Annotated in this window: 14 protein-coding genes; 12 read left to right on the top strand and 2 right to left on the bottom strand. The window is 58.5% G+C overall.

Features of this window, described 5'->3' with window-relative positions:
* Positions 1 to 659: 659 nt before the first annotated feature.
* On the bottom strand, positions 660 to 1,412 hold the full coding sequence (locus AC0YNU_RS21810) for a phytanoyl-CoA dioxygenase family protein (RefSeq protein WP_475760557.1): 753 nt from the start codon (positions 1,410 to 1,412) through the stop codon (positions 660 to 662).
* Between the two features lie 159 nt (positions 1,413 to 1,571).
* On the opposite strand from AC0YNU_RS21810, the gene AC0YNU_RS21805 reads away from it, so the two are divergent.
* The 7 genes from AC0YNU_RS21805 (at position 1,572) to AC0YNU_RS21775 (ending at position 14,168) form a co-directional block, all read left to right on the top strand.
* Complete coding sequence (locus AC0YNU_RS21805; RefSeq protein ID WP_475760555.1) at positions 1,572 to 2,435, top strand: AraC family transcriptional regulator; 864 nt, start codon at positions 1,572 to 1,574, stop codon at positions 2,433 to 2,435.
* 1 nt (position 2,436) lies between these two features.
* Positions 2,437 to 4,965 (top strand): alpha-mannosidase, encoded by a 2,529-nt coding sequence (locus AC0YNU_RS21800; RefSeq protein ID WP_475760553.1) that lies wholly within the window; start codon positions 2,437 to 2,439, stop codon positions 4,963 to 4,965.
* A gap of 18 nt (positions 4,966 to 4,983) precedes the next feature.
* Positions 4,984 to 6,537: a GH39 family glycosyl hydrolase gene (locus AC0YNU_RS21795; RefSeq protein ID WP_475760551.1), complete on the top strand. Its 1,554-nt coding sequence runs from the start codon at positions 4,984 to 4,986 to the stop codon at positions 6,535 to 6,537.
* A 294-nt stretch (positions 6,538 to 6,831) separates the two neighbouring features.
* Positions 6,832 to 8,859 (top strand): hypothetical protein, encoded by a 2,028-nt coding sequence (locus tag AC0YNU_RS21790; RefSeq protein ID WP_475760549.1) that lies wholly within the window; start codon positions 6,832 to 6,834, stop codon positions 8,857 to 8,859.
* Positions 8,860 to 9,229: 370 nt separating this feature from the next.
* Positions 9,230 to 11,407, top strand: a complete 2,178-nt coding sequence (locus AC0YNU_RS21785) for a transglycosylase domain-containing protein (RefSeq protein WP_475760547.1) — start codon at positions 9,230 to 9,232, stop codon at positions 11,405 to 11,407.
* A 71-nt stretch (positions 11,408 to 11,478) separates the two neighbouring features.
* Positions 11,479 to 11,847: a TFIIB-type zinc ribbon-containing protein gene (locus AC0YNU_RS21780; protein WP_475760546.1), complete on the top strand. Its 369-nt coding sequence runs from the start codon at positions 11,479 to 11,481 to the stop codon at positions 11,845 to 11,847.
* A 266-nt stretch (positions 11,848 to 12,113) separates the two neighbouring features.
* Positions 12,114 to 14,168, top strand: a complete 2,055-nt coding sequence (locus AC0YNU_RS21775; protein WP_475760544.1) for a glutaminase family protein — start codon at positions 12,114 to 12,116, stop codon at positions 14,166 to 14,168.
* 101 nt (positions 14,169 to 14,269) lie between these two features.
* On the opposite strand, the gene melA is transcribed toward AC0YNU_RS21775, so the two are convergent.
* On the bottom strand, positions 14,270 to 15,760 hold the full coding sequence (melA, locus tag AC0YNU_RS21770) for an alpha-galactosidase (protein WP_475760542.1): 1,491 nt from the start codon (positions 15,758 to 15,760) through the stop codon (positions 14,270 to 14,272).
* Between the two features lie 364 nt (positions 15,761 to 16,124).
* Here melA and AC0YNU_RS21765 point away from each other — a divergent pair, with 364 nt between their 5' ends.
* The 5 genes from AC0YNU_RS21765 to AC0YNU_RS21745 all read left to right on the top strand — a co-directional run bounded on the left by AC0YNU_RS21765 (position 16,125) and on the right by AC0YNU_RS21745 (position 24,409).
* A complete protein-coding gene (locus AC0YNU_RS21765) occupies positions 16,125 to 17,030 on the top strand; it encodes a LysR family transcriptional regulator (RefSeq protein ID WP_475760540.1) in 906 nt (301 codons plus the stop codon).
* Between the two features lie 142 nt (positions 17,031 to 17,172).
* Positions 17,173 to 19,461, top strand: coding sequence for a 5-methyltetrahydropteroyltriglutamate--homocysteine S-methyltransferase (gene metE, locus AC0YNU_RS21760; RefSeq protein ID WP_475760539.1), 2,289 nt, complete (start codon positions 17,173 to 17,175; stop codon positions 19,459 to 19,461).
* 277 nt (positions 19,462 to 19,738) lie between these two features.
* Complete coding sequence (locus AC0YNU_RS21755; RefSeq protein ID WP_475760537.1) at positions 19,739 to 20,665, top strand: hypothetical protein; 927 nt, start codon at positions 19,739 to 19,741, stop codon at positions 20,663 to 20,665.
* Positions 20,662 to 23,568 (top strand): excinuclease ABC subunit UvrA, encoded by a 2,907-nt coding sequence (uvrA, locus tag AC0YNU_RS21750; protein WP_475760536.1) that lies wholly within the window; start codon positions 20,662 to 20,664, stop codon positions 23,566 to 23,568. The genes AC0YNU_RS21755 and uvrA overlap by 4 nt, the downstream gene beginning before the upstream one ends.
* Before the next feature lie 223 nt (positions 23,569 to 23,791).
* Complete coding sequence (locus AC0YNU_RS21745) at positions 23,792 to 24,409, top strand: polysaccharide deacetylase family protein (RefSeq protein WP_475760534.1); 618 nt, start codon at positions 23,792 to 23,794, stop codon at positions 24,407 to 24,409.
* Positions 24,410 to 24,480: the final 71 nt, after the last annotated feature.

Raw genomic sequence — 24,480 nt, 5'->3', positions numbered from 1 at the left:
TGTGCAATATTGCAACTTTGGGAGCTCCGCGAGGCGAAGTTGGTCTGGATTTGTGCAATACAGCAGCTTTTGAAGCTCGACGAGCCGCAGCTGGTCTGAAATGGTGCAATCTAGCAGCTTTAGGAGCTCCGCGAGGTGAAGTTGGGCCTAAATTGTGCAATCTAGCAGCTTTTGGAGCTCGATGAGCCGCAGTCGGGCCGAAATTGTGCAATCTAGCAGCTTTTGAAGCTCGCTGAGTCGGAGTTGATCTGAATTTGTGCAATCTAGCAGATTTTGGAGCTCGATGAGGCGAAGCTGGGCCGAAATTGTGCAATATTGCAACTTTAGGAGCTCGATGAGCCGGAGTTGGTCTGGAATTGTGCAATATAGCAGCTTTTGAAGCTCGTTGAGGCTAAGTTGGGCCGAAATTGTGCGAACTAGCAGTTTTTGGATCTCGCTGAACCGAAGTTGGACGGAATTTGTGCGAACTAGCAGCTTTTGGAGCTCACCGTGCCCGGTATGCGGTACTCTTCCACGCTTCCGCTAAAGCGCCGCGGCATTCCGGTCCATAGCCTCAAAACAGCCATCTACTCCGCAGGCTAGCACGCGGTCGACAAACAAGGAGGGCAAAGGATGTCACCATCCTCTGCCCTCCTTGTCATGCCATCATGCGCGCCATCTCAACCGTAAGGCCCGCGCGGATGCTCGCCGAGCAGCCTGCGCTGACGCGGGTTCGCCGCCTCGTATACGGCGTCGGGCAGCTTGTAATTCAGGAACGGATAGAAGCGCTGCGATATCCACCGTCGTCCGTAGGTGACCTGCTGCACGACGCGCGGCTGCTCGTCTTCGTTCTTTGCGCCGCGATGCCACGTCTGCCCGCTGAAGATGACGACATCGCCGGCTTTGCCCGTGCAGGATACGGGACCTTGCCCGTTATAGTTCGGCACGCCGCCTTCGAGCTGTGGGAGCCGGCCGCTCCGTTGGGAGCCGGGAACGATCTGCGTCGGTCCTTTCGTCTCGTCGACGTCGACCAGATAATAGTTGCACGTGAACTTGAAGACGGGCATCCGGATAGCCGGGTCGAGCGCGCTGCCTTCGGGAATCGGGAAGAACAAATCCTCGTCCACATGCCATGTGTCGATGCCCGCGCCTTGGGGATTCCGGATCGCGTTGACCGCCACGACATGGCAATTGGCCCCCAGCACGGCTTCCGCGAACTCGATGACGCCTTCTTTATCCATCAAATCGAGAAACAAGGGATCGCGTTCGAACATTTTGACCCGGCTGATGGCGCCGTACCCGTCTTGCGGCTCCTCGTAGGCGCGCTCCACGGCCGTCCGCAGCGCGGCGACTTCGTCCGGACTCAGCACCTGCGGGATAATGACGTAGCCATCACGGTAAAAGGCTTCCAAATAATTGTCGTATTTGCCCATTTCTTCGCTCCGTCTCCTCGGCAATCGTGATAGAATACAAGTGAATTACGACCAAATGTTACCATGATCGGCGAGTCTTGTATTTCGCGTAATCGGATGAAATTTATCATTTTCCACGGTGAAAACGATGGTGCGAAGCGAGCGAAAAGGAGGAACAGGATGCAGAAGCTCTCCGACATGAAGCCGTTCATTCATGCCGGTCACTATTATGCTTTTCCGAGAGAACGAAATGCCGGAGAACGAAATCGAACGGGCTACTGCTACGCGTTTCACTATATCGCCGAAGGCCGAGGCAGCGTGACGGTCGCCGGCAAGGTCTATCCGGTACGTAAAGGCGATTTCATACGGATTCCGCCCCTTCAGCTGCACGCGTTCCACACGGGGGAGCCGCATCTGCTCGTCACGTACAATCTGTATTGCGAGCTCTGGGATCCGGCGCCGCGGACGCGCAATCCGCTCGTCTCCTACGGACAGGCAGATCCGGAACACATCGTGCGCATGTTCCCCTGTCCTGAGTTTGACAGTCTTCCGATCGTCCAGTCGCTGCGGCATCGGCCGATGTACTCCGAATTGTTCGTGCGCGCCTATGAGCTCTATGTAACAGAGCAGCCGGATGATCATAAGCTTGCGGTGCTTTACTTGCATGCGCTGCTCATGGAGCTGAGTCGTATTCCGGAGCAGCCCGCTTACGATCCTCGGATTGCCAGCTTGTCGGAGCGATTGGAGCGGGGCGAGCTGCAGGAGGCTTCGGTAGCGGATTGGGCGGCGGAATGCGGTCTCAGGTACACGCAGTTTCAATCGTTGTTCAAACGAATGACCGGCATGGCGCCTCAAGCCTACAAGACGCGCTTGAAGATGAGGAAAGCAGCGGCGGTGCTGATCGAGAGCACGCGGTCGATTTCCGACATCGCTTCCTCCCAAGGCTATTCGACGATCCATCAGTTTTCCAGGCAGTTCAGTGCGTACTACGGCGTGTCACCCTCCGCTTACCGGGGAGGCTATATCCGAAAGGAGCGTTTCTAGGATGAAGGAACGTAAGTTGCATATGGTCGGTTACGCGCACAGCGATCCGGTCTGGCTGTGGCAGTGGCAGGAAGGGTTTCAGGAAATGAAAGCGACGTTCCGCTCCGCGCTCGACCGGATGAGCGAATACGAGGACTTTATCTTTACGTCCAGCCAAGCTGCACTGTACGAATGGCTGGAAGAGCATGACGCCGGCATGTTCGAGGAGATTCGGGCGCGCGTCGCCGAGGGAAGATGGGTATTATGCGGCGGGTGGTGGGTGCAGGCCGACTGCAATCTGCCGTCAGGGGAATCGTTTATCCGCCAAGGTCTGTACGGGCAGCGTTACTTTCAGGACAAGTTCGGGAAGCTGTGCACCGTCGGTTATAATACGGACAGCTTCGGCCACCATGCGATGCTGCCTCAACTGCTGAAAGGCTGCGGGATGGATGCGTACGTCTTCATGCGGCCGGGCGGTCACGAGCGCCGATTGGCGTCGGATCTGTTCCGTTGGACTTCGAAGGACGGATCTAACGTGCTCGCCTATCGCATCCCGTTCTATACGCACATCAGTACGGGCACCGTCGAGCAGGGAATCCGCTTCGGTGAACGCCAAACCGTCGATTCGCCCTGGCAGACGGCCATGATCTATTACGGCGTCGGGAACCACGGCGGTGGACCGACGAAGCAGAATATCGAGACGGTGCTGCGGGAAGCCCAGCATGCCGCTTCCGGGCCGGTCGATATCGTTTTCAGTTCGCCGGACCGTTTCTTCGCAGAAATGCAAGCGCTTCCGGACATTCCCGTGCTCGAGGACGAGCTCCAAATGCATGCCAAAGGCTGCTACAGCGTCCAAGCCGCGACGAAGAAATGGAACCGGCAGGCCGAGCAGCTGATGGCGGCGACGGAGAAATGGGCTTCGGTATCCGCGATGCTGCTCGGACGCCCTTATCCCGAGCTGGGCCGTGCGTGGAAGAACGTGCTGTTCAATCAATTCCACGATATTTTGCCGGGCTCGAGCATAACGGCGGCCTTGGATCGCGATGCCCGGGACGCTTACGGAGAATCGCATGCCATCGCCGGACGAGCGCTTAACGATGCGCTGCAGTCCATCTCGTGGCGCATTCATATCGAGCCGGAGGAGGGAATGAAGCCGATCGTCGTCTTCAATTCCCATGCGTGGCCGGTCAAGGCGAACATCGAGCTCGACTTCGGTCATTTCGGGGAAGGACGCGAGTTTCACAGCTTCACCGATCAGGATACGCTCGTCGATGAAGCGGGCAATGAAGTCGCGATCCAGCGCGTGACGCCCTTGTCGACGACGATTTGGCGCCAGCGGCTCAGCTTCGTCGCCGAGCTTCCTGCGCTCGGCTACCGGACGTTCCGGGTCCTGCGCCGGTCGTCGGTGCGCGAACCCGTCGTCTTCGACGGCATCCATGCTTCCGACACGCGGCTGGAGAACTCGTACTTGCGGCTGGAGCTCGATCTCGCAACCGGCGGCATCAGCAGCTTGTACGATAAGAGTTCCGGCACGGAGGTCTTCGCTGCCGGCGGGATCGGAGGCGGCATAGCGGCGGTCATCGAAGACCGGAGCGATACGTGGAGCCATGGCATCGAGCGGTTCAATCAGGAAATCGGCGCCTTCCGTCCGACGAGCATCCGTCTCTTGGAGCATGGGCCGGTCAAGTCGGTCATTCGGATCGTAAGCGAATTCGGCAGCTCCAGATTGATCCAGGATTTTACGATGTACCGCGAGCTGGATTTCGTGGAGGTCAGGGCGAAGGTAGACTGGCAGGAGAAGTTCAAGCTGCTGAAGCTGCGCTTCGAGGTGGCCATCGATGCGGCAAGCGACGATTACGAGATTCCGTACGGCGTCATTACCCGCCCGAACGACGGGCTGGAATATCCGGGTCTGTCCTGGTTCAGCCGAACCGGAACGCTGCCTGGACAACAGGCGAAGGCATACGGCATCAGTATCCTGAACGACTGCAATTATTCCTTCGATACCGAAGGGAATACGATGAGCATGACCGTACTGCGCAGCCCGATCGTCGCTTACGACGAGAATGCCGTATTGGATCAGGATCATCTCGACGAGTACGAATATACCGATCAAGGCCGGCATCACTTCGCGTATACGCTGCTTCCCCATGCAGGCAGCTGGCGAGAAGGGGATACGATCAGGCGGGCGGCAGAGCTGAACCAACCGCCGATTACCGTCATCGAGACCTACCATGAGGGGCCGCTGCCGCAGCAGGGTTCTTTCATCTCCGTCAGCGGCGAAGGAGTTCAGGCGGATGTGCTGAAACGCGCCGAGGACGGAGACGGATGGATCATTCGCTGCCGGGAGACCGCAGGACTGGCCGGCGCGCAGGCGGCGCTGTCGCTCCCCGTCTTGGGACGAAGCGTTGAAGCGCTGCTCGGGGCGTATGAGATCAAGACGTTTCGAATTCCCGCGCTGCCGGAGCTCCCGGTCGTCGAGACGGATTTTCTGGAACGGCCTTTGTTCGAGACCTCCGCCCGTCTGTCGACCGGCTGTGATAAATTTTAGAAGAGGGGAATCTGATTCATGAGACTGTTGAATATCGATATCGCGAACGTGAAGGGAAAGCACGACGCTTTCTATAAAACCTGCGTCAGCACGGGGCGTGCCAACACGCTGCTCCGCAGCGACCATCAGATGCATCTCGACCGCGGAGGCAAGGAATGCGGGTTTCAGTACTTAAGATTCCACGGCCTGTTCGACGACGACATGGGCGTCTACAGGGAAGACAAGAACGGCAATCCGATCTACAGCTGGATGTACGTCGACGCCGTCTATGATCACATTCTCGATGCCGGCATGCGCCCATTCGTCGAATTCGGCTTCATGCCGCAAGCGCTGGCTAGCGGAGACAAGACGGTCTTCTGGGAAGACAGCAACGTTACGCCGCCGAACGATTACGACAAATGGGCCGCGCTGATCCGCGAAACCGTTCAACACTTCACGGACCGCTATGGCGAGGACGAAGTGAAGCATTGGTTTTTCGAGGTGTGGAACGAGCCGGACCAGCATAATATGTTTTTCACCGCGGGCCTGGAAGAGTATATCAAGCTTTACGAGACTTCCGCTCGCGCCGTTCGGAGCGTATCTCCGCACTATCGCGTCGGCGGGCCGGCTACGGCGGGCAATCCAGGCTGGATCGGCGGGCTGATCGAGCATTGCGTCCAGAACGAAGTACCGCTCGACTTTATTACGACGCATGCGTATTCCTGCCAGCCGGGAGAAGGCGGAGGGACGAAGGAAGCGCCCTACACGGGGCCGGAAGGCGCCGTTCGGACGCCGGTTTGGTCGCCGGGCACGGGCTGGGCGCAGGACAACATGTATTACAAGCCGGACGGCGTTCTCGCCGAGGTGCTTCGCGCCAAAGCGGACATCGCGGCATCGTCGATGCCGGAGCTGGACTTGTATTTCACGGAGTTCGGGCTGACCTACCATTACTGGGATCCGCTGCGCGACTCCTACCATGCGGCGTCCTTCCTGCTGTCGCGGCTGAAAGCGGTGCAGGGCCATGTCAAAGCGATGTCGTATTGCGAAATTTCGGACGTGTTCGAGGAGGACGGTCCGCCGACCGGCCATTTCCATGGCGGCTTCGGGCTGATGAACCTGCAGGGCATCCGCAAGCCGGCGTATTTCGCTTACCGCTACTTGAATCTTCTCGGGGATACGGCGCTGGCGTGCGAAGATGCGGACGCGTTCGCCTGCCTGGACGAGAAAGGCGCGCAGGTGCTGTTCTGGGACTGCAGCGTCCGACAGGACGAGGAGAACAAGCTTTACTACGGCAAAGAGCAGCCGGCGCTGCCGGCGGGACCGGCCAAGGTGGCCATCGCCGGACTGGAGCCGGGCGATTACGAGCTTTGCGTCTACCGCACGGGATACCGCAGCAACGATGCGTACACGGAATATTTGGACCTGAATCCGAAGAGCACGCTGAGCAGGGAGCAAGTGCGCCGCCTCGACGAGCGCAACGCCGGATTGCCGGAGCTCGCCCGCAAAGTGACGGTTGCGGAAGGCCAGGCGTTTACGTACGAGACCGACATGCTGGAGAATGACGTCTGCCTCGTGACATTGAAAAAAATGTAAGCTTGACGACAAGCGTTGACCCTGGGGGCTGACGGTGAACGTCAAGAAATAACGGAAGACTAACGATAGCAATCAAGAGCGCCTAGGCATGCAGGCCTTCGGCCGTCCTTCGGGACGGTCGGGGGCTTTTGCTGATTGCAAGGGGGGAATCGCATAACAAGATCATAGGATCGGCCCTCTCATAAGCGGAACCATCTCATGTATGATAGCGAGGTGGAATTTTATCAAACAGGCGATATCATCCGTTCAACTCATTACGGCTGCAGGTTGATGAAGCGAAAGGGAGCAAGCAACATGAATATTATCGAGTCAGTCAGAGCCGGCAACATCGTACGCGAAAATTGGCCGGCCGATCAGCAGGAGCATGTGGACCTCTATCTTGGCAGCGGCAGCTTCGGAGGCTGCTTCGACGAGTTCGGACTCATGAATAACGGATACGGAAGCGCCGGAGCGGCGAGGCAAGGAAGTAACTTCTTGATGCATGCCGACCATTGGGACGGCACGGGCAATCAGCAGGCCTGGCTGCCGCTTATGCGGCTGGCTTGGCTTCAAGGGTACGATCGGGGCGTGCCTGAATCGTATAGGCAGGAGCTGGACCTGTATGCCGGCCGATTGGAAACGGTGCTGCAGCATCCGGGGCTGCGGGTGACGATCCGAAACCGATTCCATCCCGGTCAGCGGGATTTGATGGGACTGGAGATCGAATATACGGCGGCTGACCCCGAGGAGAGCTTGCCGCCGATTATCCTTGCATTGGAAGCCTATGCGCTCGCTGATCGGAAGCAGGAGGTGCTGCGAGCTGGCATGGACGAAGTCGCGCTTCGGGTTCGTTCGGGGACGGCGGATACGGCGGTCGCGCTGCGAGCGCATACGATGGCTGGACAATTGCAGCTTCTTCCTGCGGATGCTGGCGTAGAGATTCATTTCGGCGGCGGCCGCGGTCATTTCTTCCTGCTGATCGGCGCTGCTTCTTATGATCGGTTCGATGGGCTATCGGAGCAGATGAATGTCTATGAGACAGCCGAGTCGTTCGCGGAGGCTGCGGATGCCGGCTGGAAGGCGAGATGGGGCGACGCCTACATCGAAATTCCCGTTGCCGAGCATCAGGCGATGTGGGCAAGATCGCTGTATTATGTCTTCTGCAGCTATAGTCCGGATGTTCGCTGCCCCGCTCCGCCGGGAGGCTGGACGGGCGACGGCTGGGGTTACTCGTTCCCGCAGGACCTCTCGTATATCCATCCGGCCTTGCTTCGGCTGGGCCATCTCGACATTGCCAAGGCGTGGGTGGAATTTTATGCCCGCATGATCGACGGGGTCAGAACCTTCACGAAGGAGACCTTCGGCGCGGACGGGACGATGTGGATCTGGGAGTTCCCGATCGGGATGGATTGGAACGGTTTTGCGGAAGGGGCGCCGAACCATTATCACTATGAGATTCATAACGCCGCCTATCCCGCGCGGATGGCGAGGGAGACGGCGCTTTATCTCGGCGATGCGGCATGGACCTCGGAGGTCTGTTGGCCGGTCGTCCGGGAGTCGGCCCGCTTCTACGCTTCCGTCTTGGTGAAGGAGGAGGACGGCAGCTGGGGGATTCACTTGACGCCTTCCATGGGACAGGATGAGTCGGGCGGTCAGAATCAGTGGAATTATCTCTGTTCGCTGTTTAGCGCGGAATATTGCCTGCGAATTGCCGCGCAGCTGGCCGAGGAGTTTGGCGTGGAGATGGATGATGCGAAGCGGTGGAATGAAATGTTGGCGGACGGGCTGGCTTACGAACGTCTGCTCGACCCGGAGAAAGGGATTTATCGTACGTACGAGAATCAGCAGCTGCGGGAACAAACCGGCAGACAGAAGCATCCCGTGCAGCTCAATCCGCTTTTTGCGATACCCGTGGGCCGCAATGACGACCGACTGGAGAAGGCGTACCGCCATCGGTATGCCCTCTGCGTCGGGGCGACGGGGGAGAAGCAGCAATTTGAAGGCTGGACGCTGCCGGCCTTCCTAATCGCTTCGGCGCACGCCGGCGATGCGGAAGGATTAAGCCGGGGACTCTCGGAGCTGGTCCCTTCGACGAACGTATCGCCGGACTGGCTGCAAATCTATGAATCTTCGCTTTCGCTCGGATATACTTACCTGCCGTACTATACGACGAGTCATGGCTTATACCTGCAGGCCGTTCAAGACGCCATTATCAATGATTATCACGGAGAGATCGTCATCGGCAGTGCATCTCCCGCGGAATGGGCGGGTGCCGCTTACCATAACCTGCGGTTTCCGGGCGGGCAGAAGAGAAGCGGGGTCGTGGAAGGAGCGGAGCACTAAGCTCCGTCGCCGTCGAGAGCACAATTGAAGAACAGAGCTTCGCTTCTCCGCGAACCCAGCTTTAAGCTTTATCGAGAGCCCGGTTCAAGCGTGTTGCATCATCGAAAAGAAACGATATGAAGCAGGCTGCCTGAAGGCGGTCTGTTTTTTTGTTGCGGGAGCGCGTTGACGTCGGGCGTCCCGCAGGCCCGGTAGACTCCCCGGACGGTTTCGAAGGACCGCCGACAGGGTAACGTTTGGTTCGAAGCCGTCACCGAATCGACGCTTGACGCGGGCCGCGACTCGGCTGAACGTACCGAAAACCGCTCCGCTCTGCGAAAGAGTATCCATGACGCATACAGCTTGAATGGAAGAGCCTGGGGGAAACAGCATGAAACCAATCGTGAACGAGAAGCAAGAAACGACGCGTGCAACGAAGAGAAAAACAAATCGCGAACGAAACGGAAAAACGCGTTTGCCGTGGAAGAAGCTTATCTTTGCCATCATCGTGGCGGGAATCCTGATCGTCGCGGCCGGCTCGGTCGTATTTGCCAGACTGGTCGATCATCAAAATATTGCGCAGCTTGAGGAGCCGCTGCCTGCCGCGACGGTGATCTACGGCCAGGACGGGAAGGAAGCGACCCGGATCTCGCTGAACGCGATCGAGCCCGTCAAGTACGAGAGCTTGCCGAAGTCATTGGTCGACGCGGTGGTCGCCGTGGAGGATAAACGCTTCTTCGAGCATGGCGGGACGGACATGTGGGGAATCAGCCGCGCGCTGCTGACCAACCTGACGAACGGAAAGACGGTTCAGGGCGGGAGCACGATTACGCAGCAGCTGGCCAAGAACGTGTTCTTGACCCAGGAGCGGACCTGGACGCGCAAGTGGAAAGAGGTGCTGCTCGCCCAGAATATCGAGAAGCACTACGACAAGCAGCAAATCATGACCATGTATCTGAATCAGATTTATTTCGGCGATGGGGCATGGGGCATCAAGCGCGCGGCGGCGGCTTACTTCGGCAAAGAGGTGAACCGGCTGACGCTCTCGGAGGCGGCTATGCTTGCCGGCATTATCAAGGCACCTTCCGCGCTGTCGCCTTTCAAGCACCTCGAACAGGCAAAGGCACGCCGTAATGTCGTGCTGCAGCTCATGAAGGAGCAAGGCAAAATCGACGCCGCTGCTTATGAGACGGCGGTACGCGAACCGATCAAGCTCCGCAGCTCCGAAGCCGGCAAGGACGAAGCGATGAAATACCCGTACTACATCGACCAGCTCATACGCGAAGCGGGCGACAAGTTCGGTATCACGGAGAACGAAGTGCTCCATGGCGGGCTGCGCATCTACACGGCGCTGGATACGCGCATGCAGCAGGCTGCCGAGCAGGTCTACGCGCAGGAATCGCTGTTTCCGGCGAGCAAGCCGGACCAGCTCATCCAAAGCGGAGCCGTGCTGGTCGACCCGCGAGACGGCGGGATCCGGGCGCTGATCGGCGGACGGGGCAAGCAGCCTTTTCGCGGCTTCAACCGCGCGACGCAGCTGAAGCGTCAGCCCGGCTCAGCGATGAAGCCGATCTCGGTCTATACGCCGGCTTTCGAACGCGGCTATACGCCGGAGGATACGCTCTTGGACGAGCCGGTGAACTTCGGCGGCTATCAGCCGAAGAACGCCGGGGGCGGCTACCATGGCGAAGTAACGATCTACGATGCGATCGTCAATTCCTACAATATCCCGGCCGTTCGGCTGTTGAACGAGATGGGCATCGATGCGGGAATGGAGGCGGCCAAGCGTTTCGGCATCGAGCTGTCGGACGCCGACCGGACGCTCGGCTTGGCGCTCGGCGGCCTGTCGGAAGGCGTGTCGCCGCTCGACATGGCCGAAGCCTTCGGCGCGTTCGCGAACGACGGTACGCGGATGCCGGCGCATGCGATCGTCCGCATCGAATCCGCCGACGGCGTGCTGCTCGCGGAAGCAGCCCCTTCGGGAGAAGCGACGACGGAGCCGGCGGTTGCCCGTACGATGACGGCCATGCTGCAAGGCGTCGTGCAAGAGGGCACGGGTGAAGCGGCCGCGCTGAACGGCCGTCCGGTGGCCGGCAAGACGGGCACGACGCAAATGCCCGGCGTGGCGGAAGGCATCAAGGATAATTGGTTCGTCGGCTATACGCCGCAGCTCGTCGGAGCCGTGTGGCTCGGGTATGACCATACGGACGCGGAGCATTATTTGACCACCACGTCTAAAGCGGCCGCGGCGGTGTTCAGCAAGCTGATGGACGAAGCGCTTCGAGGCGAGCCGGTTATGGCTTTCCCGAAAGCGAAGGGGTTGCCGAAGAAGAAGAACGATGAGCCTCCCGCAGGGCAGAGCGAGGAGAAGCCGGGCCGCGGTAAACCCGACAAGGAAGACAAACCGGGCAAGAAAGATCGGGACGATAAGCCGGCGAAGGGTGACAAGGGCGGCGAAGGCGGTAAAGACGGCCTCAAGGATGACCCGGGTCCGCCGGATAAGCATAAGCCCGACCATCCGAAGGAGCACGGCAAAGGGAAGCCGGGCAAAGAAGAGCGGGACGATTGACCACGGCCCGAAACCTAACCGGTCCTGCCCCGTATAGAACCTTGAATAACGTTATTAGGAGGCGAAGCGGCTTGAATTGTCCGATTTGCGAAAATTCCCGTATGCGGGAAGTGGAGAAGGACGGTATTCTGATCGACGTCTGCCCGAGCTGCAAGGGCGTATGGCTGGACCGGGGCGAGCTGGACAAACTGATGAGCGACGTTCGCGAGGTTCGGGACGAATACAACGAATGGCATTATCGCGATGGAGACGATCGTCGCAGAGCGAACAACAATCCGCCCGGAGGCAGTTATCCTCCGCAGCCAGCAAGCGGACAGCCCGGCTATTACAGCAGCCAGGGCCAGAACGGGTACGATAAGCGGCATGACGATAAATACAATCCCCATCACAAGAAAAAGAAGAAGTCCGTCCTGGATGTATTCGGCGATTTGTTCGAGTAAGATCCGGTTGTCGGCGAAGAGAGGCTGCTTGCGGTAGTTACCGCAAAGCAGCTTTTCTTATGATCGAATCAACCTGAGGTCCAGCAGAGCTAAACAAGGAGGCAACCAGGGATCAATCAGCGTTCAACAGAAATCACCCAGCGCTCAACAAGGGGTCAACCAGTCTTTACTGGTTGGCTTTTTTGCTTGCCGGCGGTATCGTTCGGGTGAAACGACTGTGGAAGCGTTTTTTTTGTGGATTGACACCGGTAGGGGTATAGTGAATAATGTATATATATTATATTAAACATATACAGAAAGCTGGTGCCCTTATTTTCACTCTTCGTCCTTCTTCCGTGCCTCTCGTCGCCGTGGATCCCTATTTCAGCGTTTGGTCGGCTGCCGACCGCTTGACGGATGATTTTACCCGCCATTGGACGGGTCAGCGTCATGCCATGACCGGCCTTCTTCGCATCGACGGAACGGCCTGGCGCTTCGCCGGCAAGGTTCAAGCGAACGCCGAGCGTTATTATACGGAGCCGCCTGCGATGACGCAGACAAGCTTGAACGTTACGCCGCTCAGCACCACGTATTCCTTCGAGGCGGCAGGCGTTGCCCTGACGGTTCGGTTCACGACGCCGCTGCTGCCGGACGACTTGGACGTGCTGTCCCGGCCGGCTTCTTACGTTGCGTTCGAAGTGCGGTCCCTGGATGGCCGGCCGCATGAAGTGAGCTTGTATTTCGACGTCACCGGCGAATGGGCCGTAGACTCCCCGAAGCAATCCGTCATGGGGCATGCGGTAGAGCGCAAAGACTATAACGCGATAGGCTTGTCCCACGTGGAGCAGTCGTACATGAATCGCTCCGGGGATGACCATCGGATCGATTGGGGAACGTTTTATTTGGCCGCCAGGCCGTCGGATCGTACGCGTGCCTGCTTGGGTACGGCGGAGCTGCGGAAGCTGTTCGTCCGGAATGAGGCATTGGACGCGCAGGAATGGGCGGGAACGCCGGTTGCCGTTGCTGACTGCCAGCCCGTCATGGCGCTCGTTCACGAGTTTGGCTCCGTTGCCGCTGCCCCGGAGACGACGCTTGCCGTATTGGCCTACGACGATATCTATGCCATCGAATATTTCGGAGACAAGCTGCAGGCCTATTGGAAGCGAAACGGCTTGAGCACGGAGGATATGCTAGCGGCGGCTTGCTCGGAGTACGAAGCGCTATCGGCACGCTGCGACGCCTTCGACAAGCAAGTGCTGGCGGACGGAGCGGCGGCGGGAGGAGACCGTTACGCGGAGCTGCTCGCCATGTCGTACCGGCAGGCGATTGCTGCGCACAAGCTGGTAACCGACGCGGACGGGGAACTGCTCTTCCTCTCCAAGGAGTGCTACAGCAACGGCTGCATGGCAACGGTAGACGTCAGCTATCCTTCCGTTCCGTTGTTCCTGCTCTATAATCCGGCGCTTGCCGAAGGGATGCTTCGCCCGATCTTCAAGTATGCGACAAGCGACGCGTGGCCTTTCGATTTTGCGCCGCATGATATCGGCCAATACCCGATCGGCAACGGTCAGGTGTACAGCGAAAACGCCATCGAAGGCCAAATGCCCGTCGAAGAATGCGGCAATATGCTGATCATGGCGGCAGCTACCTGCTTGGCAGGCGGAAGCCCCGACTTGACGCTTCGCCATATGGAGCTGCTGACGACTTGGGCGGATTACTTGGTGGAGCACGGCTTGGATCCCGAGAACCAGCTGTGCACGGATGATTTTGCCGGCCATCTGGCTCGTAACGCGAACTTGTCCGTCAAAGCCGTAATGGGCGTGGCCAGCTTCTCGATCCTGAAGGGGATCCAGGGCGACTTGGAAGCGAAGGAACGCTATCTGAAGATCGCGCAGCAAATGGCCATGAAATGGGAGGCGCTTGCGGACGACAACGGGCATACGAAGCTCGCATTCGGCCAAGAGGGAACCTGGAGCTTGAAATACAACCTGATCTGGGACGTCCTGTTCGGAACGGAGCTGTTCCAGAAGGAAACGATCCGCAGAGAGACGGCATGGTACTTGAAGCAGCGCAATCGTTACGGCACGCCGCTGGACAGCCGCGCGACGTACACGAAGGCCGACTGGGTTATCTGGTCCGCCACGCTTGCGGATAGTCGCGAAGATTTTATCGCGCTGACGGATCCGATCTGGACGATGCTGAACGAGACGCCGGATCGCGTGCCGTTCTCGGATTGGACGGACACGCACACGGCCCGGCAGCTGAACTTCCAGCACCGCAGCGTCGTTGGCGGAATCTTCGTGAAGGTACTGAAGGATAAAGGGATATTGCGTAAGGGGTAATAGGCGGTAACCATAACAGGCCGGGAAGTCGACGAGACTTCCCGGCCTGTTCGTTGTCGACCGATCCAAGGAGCGGGAGGCGAATGGCAAGTTAATAGCGGTTAAATTTGCACTTGATCCGCGGCCGAGAGATGCTTCGCCCACGATTCCCGCTCCGCCTTCAGCTCTTCGAGCGTTCTCGTACGGAGCCTGGCCGCCCCGCGGTAGCCTTCCCGCGTCGGCAGCAGGTCGTCTGCCGCCTGCCGCGTTTTCGCATTGGCAATCGCATCAGCGTACTGCGGCAGCCATTTCTCCCCCGCGACGAGCATCTCGTCGACCAGCTGCCAGATTTCGGGCGGATTGCAGACCGCGCCGACGAGCGGATCCAGCATGAACGCTTGGCGGAGGAGCAGATCGTCGCCGTGGATCGCGGCTTCCACGGCCAGGCGCTGAACGGAGATGCTCGCATTGCAGACCGCGGCGGGACCGAGCGGCAGTTCCCCTGCGACGGGCATATGAATGCCGGAAGCGTCCACGTACCCCGGCGCCTCGATAATGGCATCGCTCGGCAGGTTCGAGATGACGCCGTTATTGACAACATTGAAATACCCGCGATAGATGCGGCCTGTCTCGAGCGCTTCCACGATATACGAACCGTGCTCTACGCCGCGTTCTTCCTGTCCGTAGACGACGGCCGGCGCTTGCAGCCAATTCGGGAAATCCGCCTTGAACCATTCGCGCTCTTCCATGCAGATGCGCAGGTAGCCGCCCGTCTCGCCGGCAATCCAACCGCGAATGTCGATCCAGTCCATGATTTCGTCCGGCCGCTTGCGGTACCAGGGCAGATATTCGCTTAAGTGCCCGTTGGATTCCGTGCTGTAATAGCCGAACCGGCGCAGCATGTCGATGCGGACCTTCTCGAATTCGCGCATGTACGGGTCGTTCTCGAACGCTTCGAGCAGCTTGCCCGTCACGTCCTCGCCTGCGTGCCGGACTTGAATGTACCAGGTCTGGTGGTTGATGCCCGCGCAGACGATGTCGACTTCCTCCTGCTTGAGCCCGAGCGCGGAAGCGATCTGGTGATGGCCGCCCTGCACGCCGTGGCACAGGCCGACGGTGTTGACGCCGCCGTATTTGTTGCATGCCCACGTCAGCATCGCGAGCGGGTTCGCGTGATTGAGCAGCAGCACGTCCCCGGCAGCAGTCTCGCGAATATCCCTGCACAAGCGCATCATTTCGGCGATGCCGCGCTGTCCGTACATGATGCCGCCGGCCGAGAGCGTATCGCCTACGCATTGGTCGATACCGTACTTGAGCGGGATCTCGATGTCGGTCTCGAACGCCTCTAGTCCGCCGACACGGAAGGTGCAGAAGACGTACTTGGCGCCGCGCAGCGCCTCTCGCCGATCGGTGGTCGATTGAATGCGCACCGGCAAGCCGTTGGCATCGATATCGCGCTGGCAGAGCTCGGCGACCATCGCCAAGTTGTCGGCGCTGATATCCGTGAACGCCACCTCGATCGCGCGGAATTCCGGCACGCTGAGCAAATCCCGCATAATCCAGCGCGTAAATCCGATACTCCCCGCGCCGACGATCGTAACCTTGAAAGCCATTCCGCTTTCCTCCATCCTCCATGGTTTGCCATGCGGGTTCCGCCTGCAGCCGGTCTGATCGACACCGTGACGCGAGGCAGGGTCGCCGTTTATGGCTGATACGTCGAACGAACGGAGCCAGGCTTCCACCGGCATTGCCATGAAAGCCTCGGCGTTGGCGGAATAGGCGAATGTCGACGTTCTTCATCCCGCTCGGCTGAACTTGCCTTCATTTAAACACGATCCGGAGCAGTGCGCCAACCACGAATTTCGATGTCATGTCCGGCGCGACGGCGATGAGGCGTAACCCGCGCAAATCCGTTATGATTAGGATAAGCCAATTTGTTGGATTGCCAAGCTATAACTACTTGAGAGGTGTCGGACCATGACCTTGCAGCAGTTGAAATATATGATCGAGGTGGCTAACCGGGGATCGATTAACGAAGCGGCCAAACGCTTGTTCATCTCGCAGCCGAGCCTATCGAACGCCATTCGCGAATTGGAAGAGGAGATGGGCATCTCGATCTTCGAGCGTTCGAACAAAGGCATTTTGCTCTCCAAGGAGGGGGCGGAGTTTCTCGGTTATGCGCGGCAGGTAGTCGAACAGGCCGAATTGCTCGAAAACCGCTACCTGAACGCCAAGCCGTCGCCGCAGCATTTCTCGGTGTCGACGCAGCATTACGCGTTCGCGGTGAATGCCTTCGTCGCCCTTGTCCGGGAGCACGGCCAAGAGGAATACGAGCTTGCCCTGCGCGAGACAAGGACGCACGAAATTATCGAGGACGTGAAGCAGCTGCGTTCGGAGATCGGCATTCTGTATTTGAACGAGTTCAACGGCAAGGTGCTGCGGAAGCTGCTTCAGTCCGCGGGTCTTCAGTTCACGAGCCTGTTCACGGCCAAACCGCATGTGTTCATCAGCGTGCAAAACCCACTGGCGAAGCAATCGATCGTGACGATCGAGCAGCTGCAGCAGTATCCGTATCTGTCCTTCGATCAAGGCGAATACAATTCGTTCCATTTCGCCGAGGAAATTCTAAGCACGCTGGAGCACAAGAAGAGCATCCGGGTTCATGACCGCGCCACGTTGTTCAATCTGCTGATCGGTCTGAACGGCTACACGATCTCCACGGGCGTGCTCAGCTCGGATTTGAACGGCAACGAGATCATTCCCGTCCCGCTCGACTGCGACGAGACCATTAACGTCGGCTGGATCAGCCACCGCAGCGCGGCGCTATCGAAGCTCGGCATGGCGTACGTCGAGGCGCTTCAGCAGGCAATCGCGACTGCTTGACGTTTCCAGTATAGCTTGTGGCTATAGCTAGTCATAGATAATGGGAGTTACGCTATAGCCGAGCACGCATGATATCTTTCTTGTAACGAACAACGCGTCGGCAGGGAGCGTTTCCCCGGGGCGAACCAAAGGAGATGTCATGATGGTGAAGAGCAGCGTACTTGGCTACCCGCGAATCGGGGCTGACCGCGAATGGAAGAAAGCATTGGAAGCCTATTGGGCCGGTAAAATAACAGAGAAAGAGCTGCATGCAGCTCTTCGCGATATCCGCCAGGCGCATTGGCGAAAGCAGCAAGAAGCGGGCATTGAACTCATTCCCGTCAACGATTTCAGCTATTACGATCAGGTGCTGGATACGGCCGTCATGTTCGGCTTGATTCCGAAGCGCTTCGGTTACGCGGGAGGCGCCGTGCCGCTGTCGATCTATTACGGGATGGCGCGCGGAACGGCCGAGGCGACTGCCTGCGAGATGACCAAATGGTTTAATACCAATTACCATTACATCGTGCCGGAACTCGGCGATACGGCTCCGACGCTGACGGATAACAAGCCCTTGGCCGCATACCGCGAGGCGAAGGAAGCGCTCGGAATCGAAGGGAAACCAGTCCTCGTGGGACCGCTCACATTCCTGAAGTTGTCCAAAGGCTACCGTCCGGAGGAAGCCGATTCGTGGTTAAACCGGCTGCTGCCGCTATACGTGCAGGTGCTGCAAGAGCTTGAACATGAAGGCGTGCAATGGGTCCAACTGGACGAGCCGGTTCTGAACGGCGTACTAGGCGAAGAGGATCAGCGGAGGCTACGCGAAGTATATGAGACGTTCGCAACTGCCGTCCCGGGACTGAACATCATGCTGCAGACGTATTTCGAATCCGCGGAGCATTACAGCCAGTTGATCGCATTGCCGGTACAGGGCATCGGCCTGGATTTCGTTCATGGCCGCGCGGGCAATTTGGAAGCCTTGCGCGAACAAGGCTTTCCGCAGGACAAAACGCTCGGCGCAGGCGTCATCGACGGCCGCGGCATCTGGCGGGCGGCGCTGGGCGAGAAGCTGGCGCTGTTGGAAAAGCTGTCCGCATACGTATCGCAGGATCGCCTGATCGTGCAAACCTCCTGCAGCCTGCTTCACGTTCCGGTCACGACGAGCCGGGAATCCGGGCTGGCGCCGGTTCTGAAGGACGCGCTCGCTTTCGCGGACGAGAAGCTGGTCGAGGTCGTCCAGCTCGCGAATGGTCTGAACGGCCGCTCGGAATCGTTCGAGGCTGCGCTTGCGGATAGCAACCGTGCCATCGAGGCACTGCGCGCATCTGCCGATCGCAATCGCTCCGACATTCAACAGGCCGCGGGCCGAATTGCAGCCGGGCCGGCCGTACGCTCGCTGCCGTTCCAAGCGCGCCGTCCGCTGCAGCAGCAGCACTGGCAGTTGCCGGTTCTGCCGACGACGACGATCGGAAGTTTCCCGCAGTCGGCCGAGGTGCGCAAGGCGCGTCAATCCTGGCGCAAGGGCGAATGGAGCCAAGCGAACTACGAGGCCTTCGTGGATGGGCAGATCGATATCTGGATCAAGCTGCAGGAAGAGATCGGACTCGACGTGCTTGTCCACGGGGAATTCGAGCGAACGGACATGGTTGAATTTTTCGGCGAGAAGCTGGCTGGCTTTGCATTTACCGCGAACGGCTGGGTGCAGTCATACGGCTCTAGATGCGTAAAACCGCCCGTCATTTACGGGGATGTCGCGTTCCTCGAACCGATGACGGTCCGCGAAACGCAGTATGCGCAGTCGAAGACCGCGCTGCCGGTCAAAGGAATGCTGACGGGACCCATTACGATTCTTAACTGGTCCTTCGTCCGGGAAGACGTCGCGCGCGAACAAATCGCGTATCAATTGGCTTATGCGCTGCGGCAGGAAGTCGAGGCGTTGGAGAAAGCCGGCATTGGCATGATTCAGGTGGATGAGCCGGCGGTTCGCGAAGGTCTGCCGCTGAAGCCGAGCGAGCAGGCGGATTATCTCGCTTGGGCGGTCAAGGCCTTCCGGGCCACGACGTGCACGGTCAAGGACACGACGCAAATTCATACGCATATGTGCTATTGCGAATTCCACGACATGATTGCGCCGATCGAAGACATGGACGCGGACGTGATCTCGATCGAGACATCGCGCAGCCACGGCGAACTGATCGCAAGCTTCGAGCATCATACGTATCCGCTCGGCATCGGACTTGGCGTCTACGACATCCACAGTCCGCGCGTACCTTCCGTGGACGAGATGACGGCCATGATCGATCGGGCGCTGCGCGTGCTGGATCCGAGCCTGTTCTGGATCAATCCCGATTGCGGTCTCAAGACGCGCGGACTTCCGGAAACGGAAGCCTCCCTGCGCCACATGGTGGAAGCGACGAAGCAGGCGCGGGCCAAGCTCACGGCGCTGGTATAGATCGGATAGTCGCTCGGCAGCCGCGTACTAAGCTCCACGCGGCTCAAATATGCAGAAAAGCTGCCTCTCGGCAGCTTTTCGTGTCTTACACGACCGAAATACGCCGCAAAGCTGCAGAGCGTCGGCTTTGTTAGCAAAATCCACATTTTAGATAATTATGTAATATTCAGTATTCTTCTGCTATAATCTTCTACACGCATGGAAACACCGCTGCATTCCTACCTTTCGTTCCTCCCGATTATCCTTCCAAATCGAAGAACAAGGAGATCATGATTGGATGAATGACATTCAAGAAACCTACCGCGCCGCGCTTGAATCGGTGACGGAACAGCTGCGCCAGGACAACCGCGTCTTGGCGGCTTTTGTGCTTGGCAGCCTGTCGTATGACGTCGTCTGGGAGAAATCGGATATCGACATGATGATCGTCGTCGATGACGATAAACGACCGAACGTATCGATGGCGCTCGTCGAACAGGGGATTTGTATTTCAGCTTGGGTCGTGAACAGGCAGCAATTCAAGACGAACTTGGAACGGTCGATGCAAACGAGCTTCTTCCACTCCTTCCTGTCCAAAGGCACGGTGCTCTTCTGCGATGACGCCTCCATTCGCGACTTGTATGAACGGGTCCGGCATGTCGGCGAACGCGATTTGGACGTGCAGCTGTTGATCAACGCCTCGATTGTCGTCACGCTGCTGGAGAAGGCGGAGAAATGGCTGGTCGTCAAGCAGGATCCGACTTACAGCTTCCTGTGGATCCTGAAGACGGTGGAAGAACTGGCGCGGGTAGAAGTGATGCTGAACCGCGACATTCCGACGCGCGAGGTGATCCAGCAGGCGCTGAAGTATAACCCGGCATTCTTCACCCGCATGTACACGGAGTTGATCGAGGGACCCAAGACGCTGCAAGCGATGGAAGAAGCGGTTCGCTTAGCCGACCGCTATGTCGAAGAACGGCACGAGCGGATGTTCAAGCTTGTCACCGATTATTTGTCGCAGGAGAATGACGTTCGTCCGTTCTCCGAACTGATGCTTCATCTGAAGCAGCGTTACCGGATGGAGGAGGCGCTGATCGTTCACGGCTGCGAATGGCTGGCGCAGAAAGGCTTCATCGAGCGTGCCTCTTATCCTGTCCGCCTGACCGCGAGAAGCCGGGTCGAGCTGGACGAGCTGGCTTATTTCGATACGAGGGGGCTCGGACGATGAGACAAACGATATCCATTCGCGGCGCGCGCGAGAATAACTTGCAGAACGTGTCGGTCGACATCCCGCGGGAGAAGCTGACCGTCGTGACAGGCGTAAGCGGTTCCGGGAAATCGTCGCTGGCCTTCGACGTCATCTATGGCGAAGGGCAGCGGCGGTTCATGGAGTCGATCTCTTCGTCGTATGCGAAGCGATATATTCCGCAGTTGAAGAAACCGGACGTCGATTTCGTATACGGCTTGTCGCCCGTCGTCTCCATCGAACAGAAGACGGGCACGCCGAATCCGCGTTCTACGGTCGGAACGATGTCCGACGTCTACGATTATGTGCGCCTGCTGTTCGCGACCTTGGGGACGCCGCACTGCCCTCGCTGCAGCGCGGAGCTCGAAGCCAAGACGCCGAATCAGATCGCCGAGCATATTCTGGCTTTGCCGCCTGGATCGAAAGTGGAAATCTATGCGCCGGTTCAGCGAATATTCGGCGAAACGTACAGCGTCCTGTTCGACGAGATCCGGACGAAGGGCTACCGGATGTTCAAGGTCGACGGCGTGCTGCACGATACGAGCGACCGCATTGAATTGGACGAGCATGCGTCCTATGAGCTCGAGGTGCTGATCGATAAGTACGAAGTCAAGCGCGACGTCTATAAACAGCTTGTCATCTCGATCGAGCTTGGCATGAAGATCGGCGAAGGCTTCCTTCATATCGTGCCGAGCGGACCGAAGCTTTCCGAGGGCGATATCGAGCGGTTTCACCGCCAATTCGCCTGCAAGGAGCATCAATATGTCGCGGGCGAGCTGTATCCGGGCTACTTTACGTTCAACGACACGGACAGCGCGTGCCGGACCTGCCTCGGGATCGGCGCCTATAAGTACGCGCAGCCGGAACTGATGATCGCGAGCCGGGATCGCAGCCTGCGCCGAGGCGCGCTGAACGAACGGCTTTACAACTTGAAGAACCCCCGGGCTTGGCGGAATATGGTTATCTACAGCCTCTCGCAGCATTACGGGTTCAGTCTCGATACGCCGTTCAAGGACCTTCCGGCCGAGATCGTCGACATGTTGTTTTACGGCACGAAGGGGGAGCGGTATACCTTTATCGGCTCGGAGGACAACCGTCAGGATCGCTGGATTCAGGAGCATGTCGGCAAACAGTGGACCTACGAAGGCATCGTCGGCGAGATCGACCGCTGGTATCGTAACTCCCGCAAGAAGCAGGAGCTGAAGGGTTATGAGGAATCGATGTTCAATCTCGTCATGGTCGAGCAGATTTGTCCGGAATGCCACGGCATGCGGTTCAAGCCGGAGAGGCTACTCGTTACGCTCGCGGGCAAGACGATTCATAATCTCGTATCCATGCCCCTGGATGAGTTGAAAAGCTTCCTGCAAGCATTCGAGTTTCCGCCGCGCAAGCTCCAGGTCGGCACGCAAATCATGAACGAGCTGATCGGCCGGATCGATCTGCTGCTCGAGATCGGGCTCGGTTATCTGAATCTCGACCGCCGCTCGGACACGCTCTCCGGCGGCGAATCGCAGCGAATTCGCTTATCGACGCAGATCGGCTCCGGCCTGATGGGCATGCTCTATGTGCTGGACGAGCCGAGCATCGGGCTTCATCCGCGCGACAGCCAGAAGATGATCGATACGCTTAAGAAGCTTCGCGACTCCGGCAATACGGTCATCGTGGTGGAGCATGACGTCGAGACGATGCTCGCGGCGGATCATGTCATTGAAATCGGGCCCGGACCGGGCCAGCACGGCGGCTGCGTCGTAGCGGAGGGGACGATCGCGGAAGTCATGGCGAACCCGGCTTCCTTGACAGGCCAGTTTCTGAGCGGGGTGCGGAACATCGCTATGCCGGCAGCGCGCAGGGAGGTCGGCGACAAGGCACTGCGAATCGTCGGAGCGAGAGAGAATACGCTGAAGGAGGTCACCATCGCCATTCCCCTTGGCGTCATGACGTGCGTGACGGGAGTATCGGGCTCGGGCAAGAGCAGCTTAATAAACGACGTTCTGTACAAGGCGCTGCACAAACACTTTCAGGATGCACGCATTATTCCGGGGCAACACGATCGGATCGAAGGCTTGGAGCAGATCAGCGGCGTCATCAACATCGACCAATCTCCGATCGGCCGCATGCCGACATCGAGCCCGGCGACGTACGTCGGCTTTTACGATCGCATTCGCAAGCTGTTCGCGGGGCAGGAGCTGTCGATTGCGAGAGGCTATACGGAGACGCATTTCAGCTTCAATACGAAAGGCGGCAGATGCGAGGAGTGCAAGGGGCATGGGACAATAACGTCGCAGCTGCTGTTCATGGCCGATGTGGAATCGATCTGTCCTTCTTGCAAAGGCGCGCGTTTTACGAGCGAGCTGCTTGATGTGACGTACAACGGCAAAACGATCGCCGACGTGCTGGAGATGTCGATCGAGGACGCGGAACCGTTCTTCCAAGGCGAAAAGTACGTCGCGCATAAGCTCAAAGTGCTGAACGAACTCGGCGTCGGCTATTTGCGGCTCGGGCATTCCGCCACGGTGCTCTCCGGCGGCGAAGCGCAGCGCATCAAGCTGGCGGCGGAGCTCGGCAAGATGAAGCGAGGCGCCCATTATTTGTACATCTTCGACGAGCCGACGACCGGTCTGCATTTGGCCGATATTCAGAAGCTGCTCGATTGCATGAACCGTCTGTTGGAAGCAGGCCATACCGTGCTTGTCATCGAGCACCATCTGGACGTAATCAAGACCGCCGACCACGTGATCGACATGGGTCCGGAAGCCGGCCGAGGCGGCGGGCATGTCGTCGCGGCCGGCACGCCGGAGCAAGTCGCGCAAGTCGCCGCGTCCCACACCGGACGCTGCTTGCGGGAGCTGGCGGAGTTTGCCGGAAGAGACGGCGTGCACGCATAAACGGCGAGCAAGGCGAGAAGCATCAGGCATCGAGGATAACGGATATTGCGGATAGCAGGTAACGCCATACAACTTGAACAAGAGAACCTTTGGAACCGACCGCGATTCTGGCGGAACCGAAGGTTCTTAGTGCAGGAATGAATGAACAAGAGAGCGCTTGCAGGCTGCGAGTGATGAGGTATAATCGATTACGAGAACGTCCATCCACGGAGGAGAGATCAGCATGCCCGAAATGATTCATTCCGTCCAAACGTCGAGCAAAGCGATAGCCATCACGTTCGACGACGGACCGAACACGGTCTATACGCGTCAAACCGCGGATTTATTCAATGCGGTGTCAGGCAAAGCAACCTTCTTCGTCGTCGGGGAGAAGATTGAATCCCATGCGGCATTTATCCGGGAAATTCATGACGAAGGCCACGAAATCGGCAATCATACGTTCTCCCACCCCTTCTTGACCCAAATCGCCCCAGAAGAAGCGTTCGACCAAATCGACCGGACGGACAAGCTGATCGAACAAGCCATCGGCCGGCGCACGGCCGTATTTCGCGCTCCGTATCTGGATAGCAACGAGGAGACGCTAGCGCTTGCGGACCGATTCGGCTACAGTTCGATCGGCGCGCTGAATCTCGCAACTCGCGATTGGGAGATGCCGGGCGTCGATTACATCCTGGAGCATACGTGGGACCATATCCAGGACGGGGCGATTCTATTGTTCCACGACGGCGCGGGCGACCGTTCCCAGACGATGGAAGCGATCCGTATCCTGCTGGACAAGCTGACGTCCCAAGGCTATGAGCTCGTGACGGTCAGCGAGCTGCTGTCGCGGCGGGACCGCTAAGGGAGCCTTATATGTCCGCCTAGTAAAACACGAAAGCCCCGGCAGCGATGAGTCATTCATCGCTGCCGGGG

The organism is Paenibacillus sp. J31P316 (genome assembly GCF_056269105.1).
Note: the sequence above shows the minus strand (reverse complement) of the source record. Positions and strands in the feature narration are given on the sequence as shown.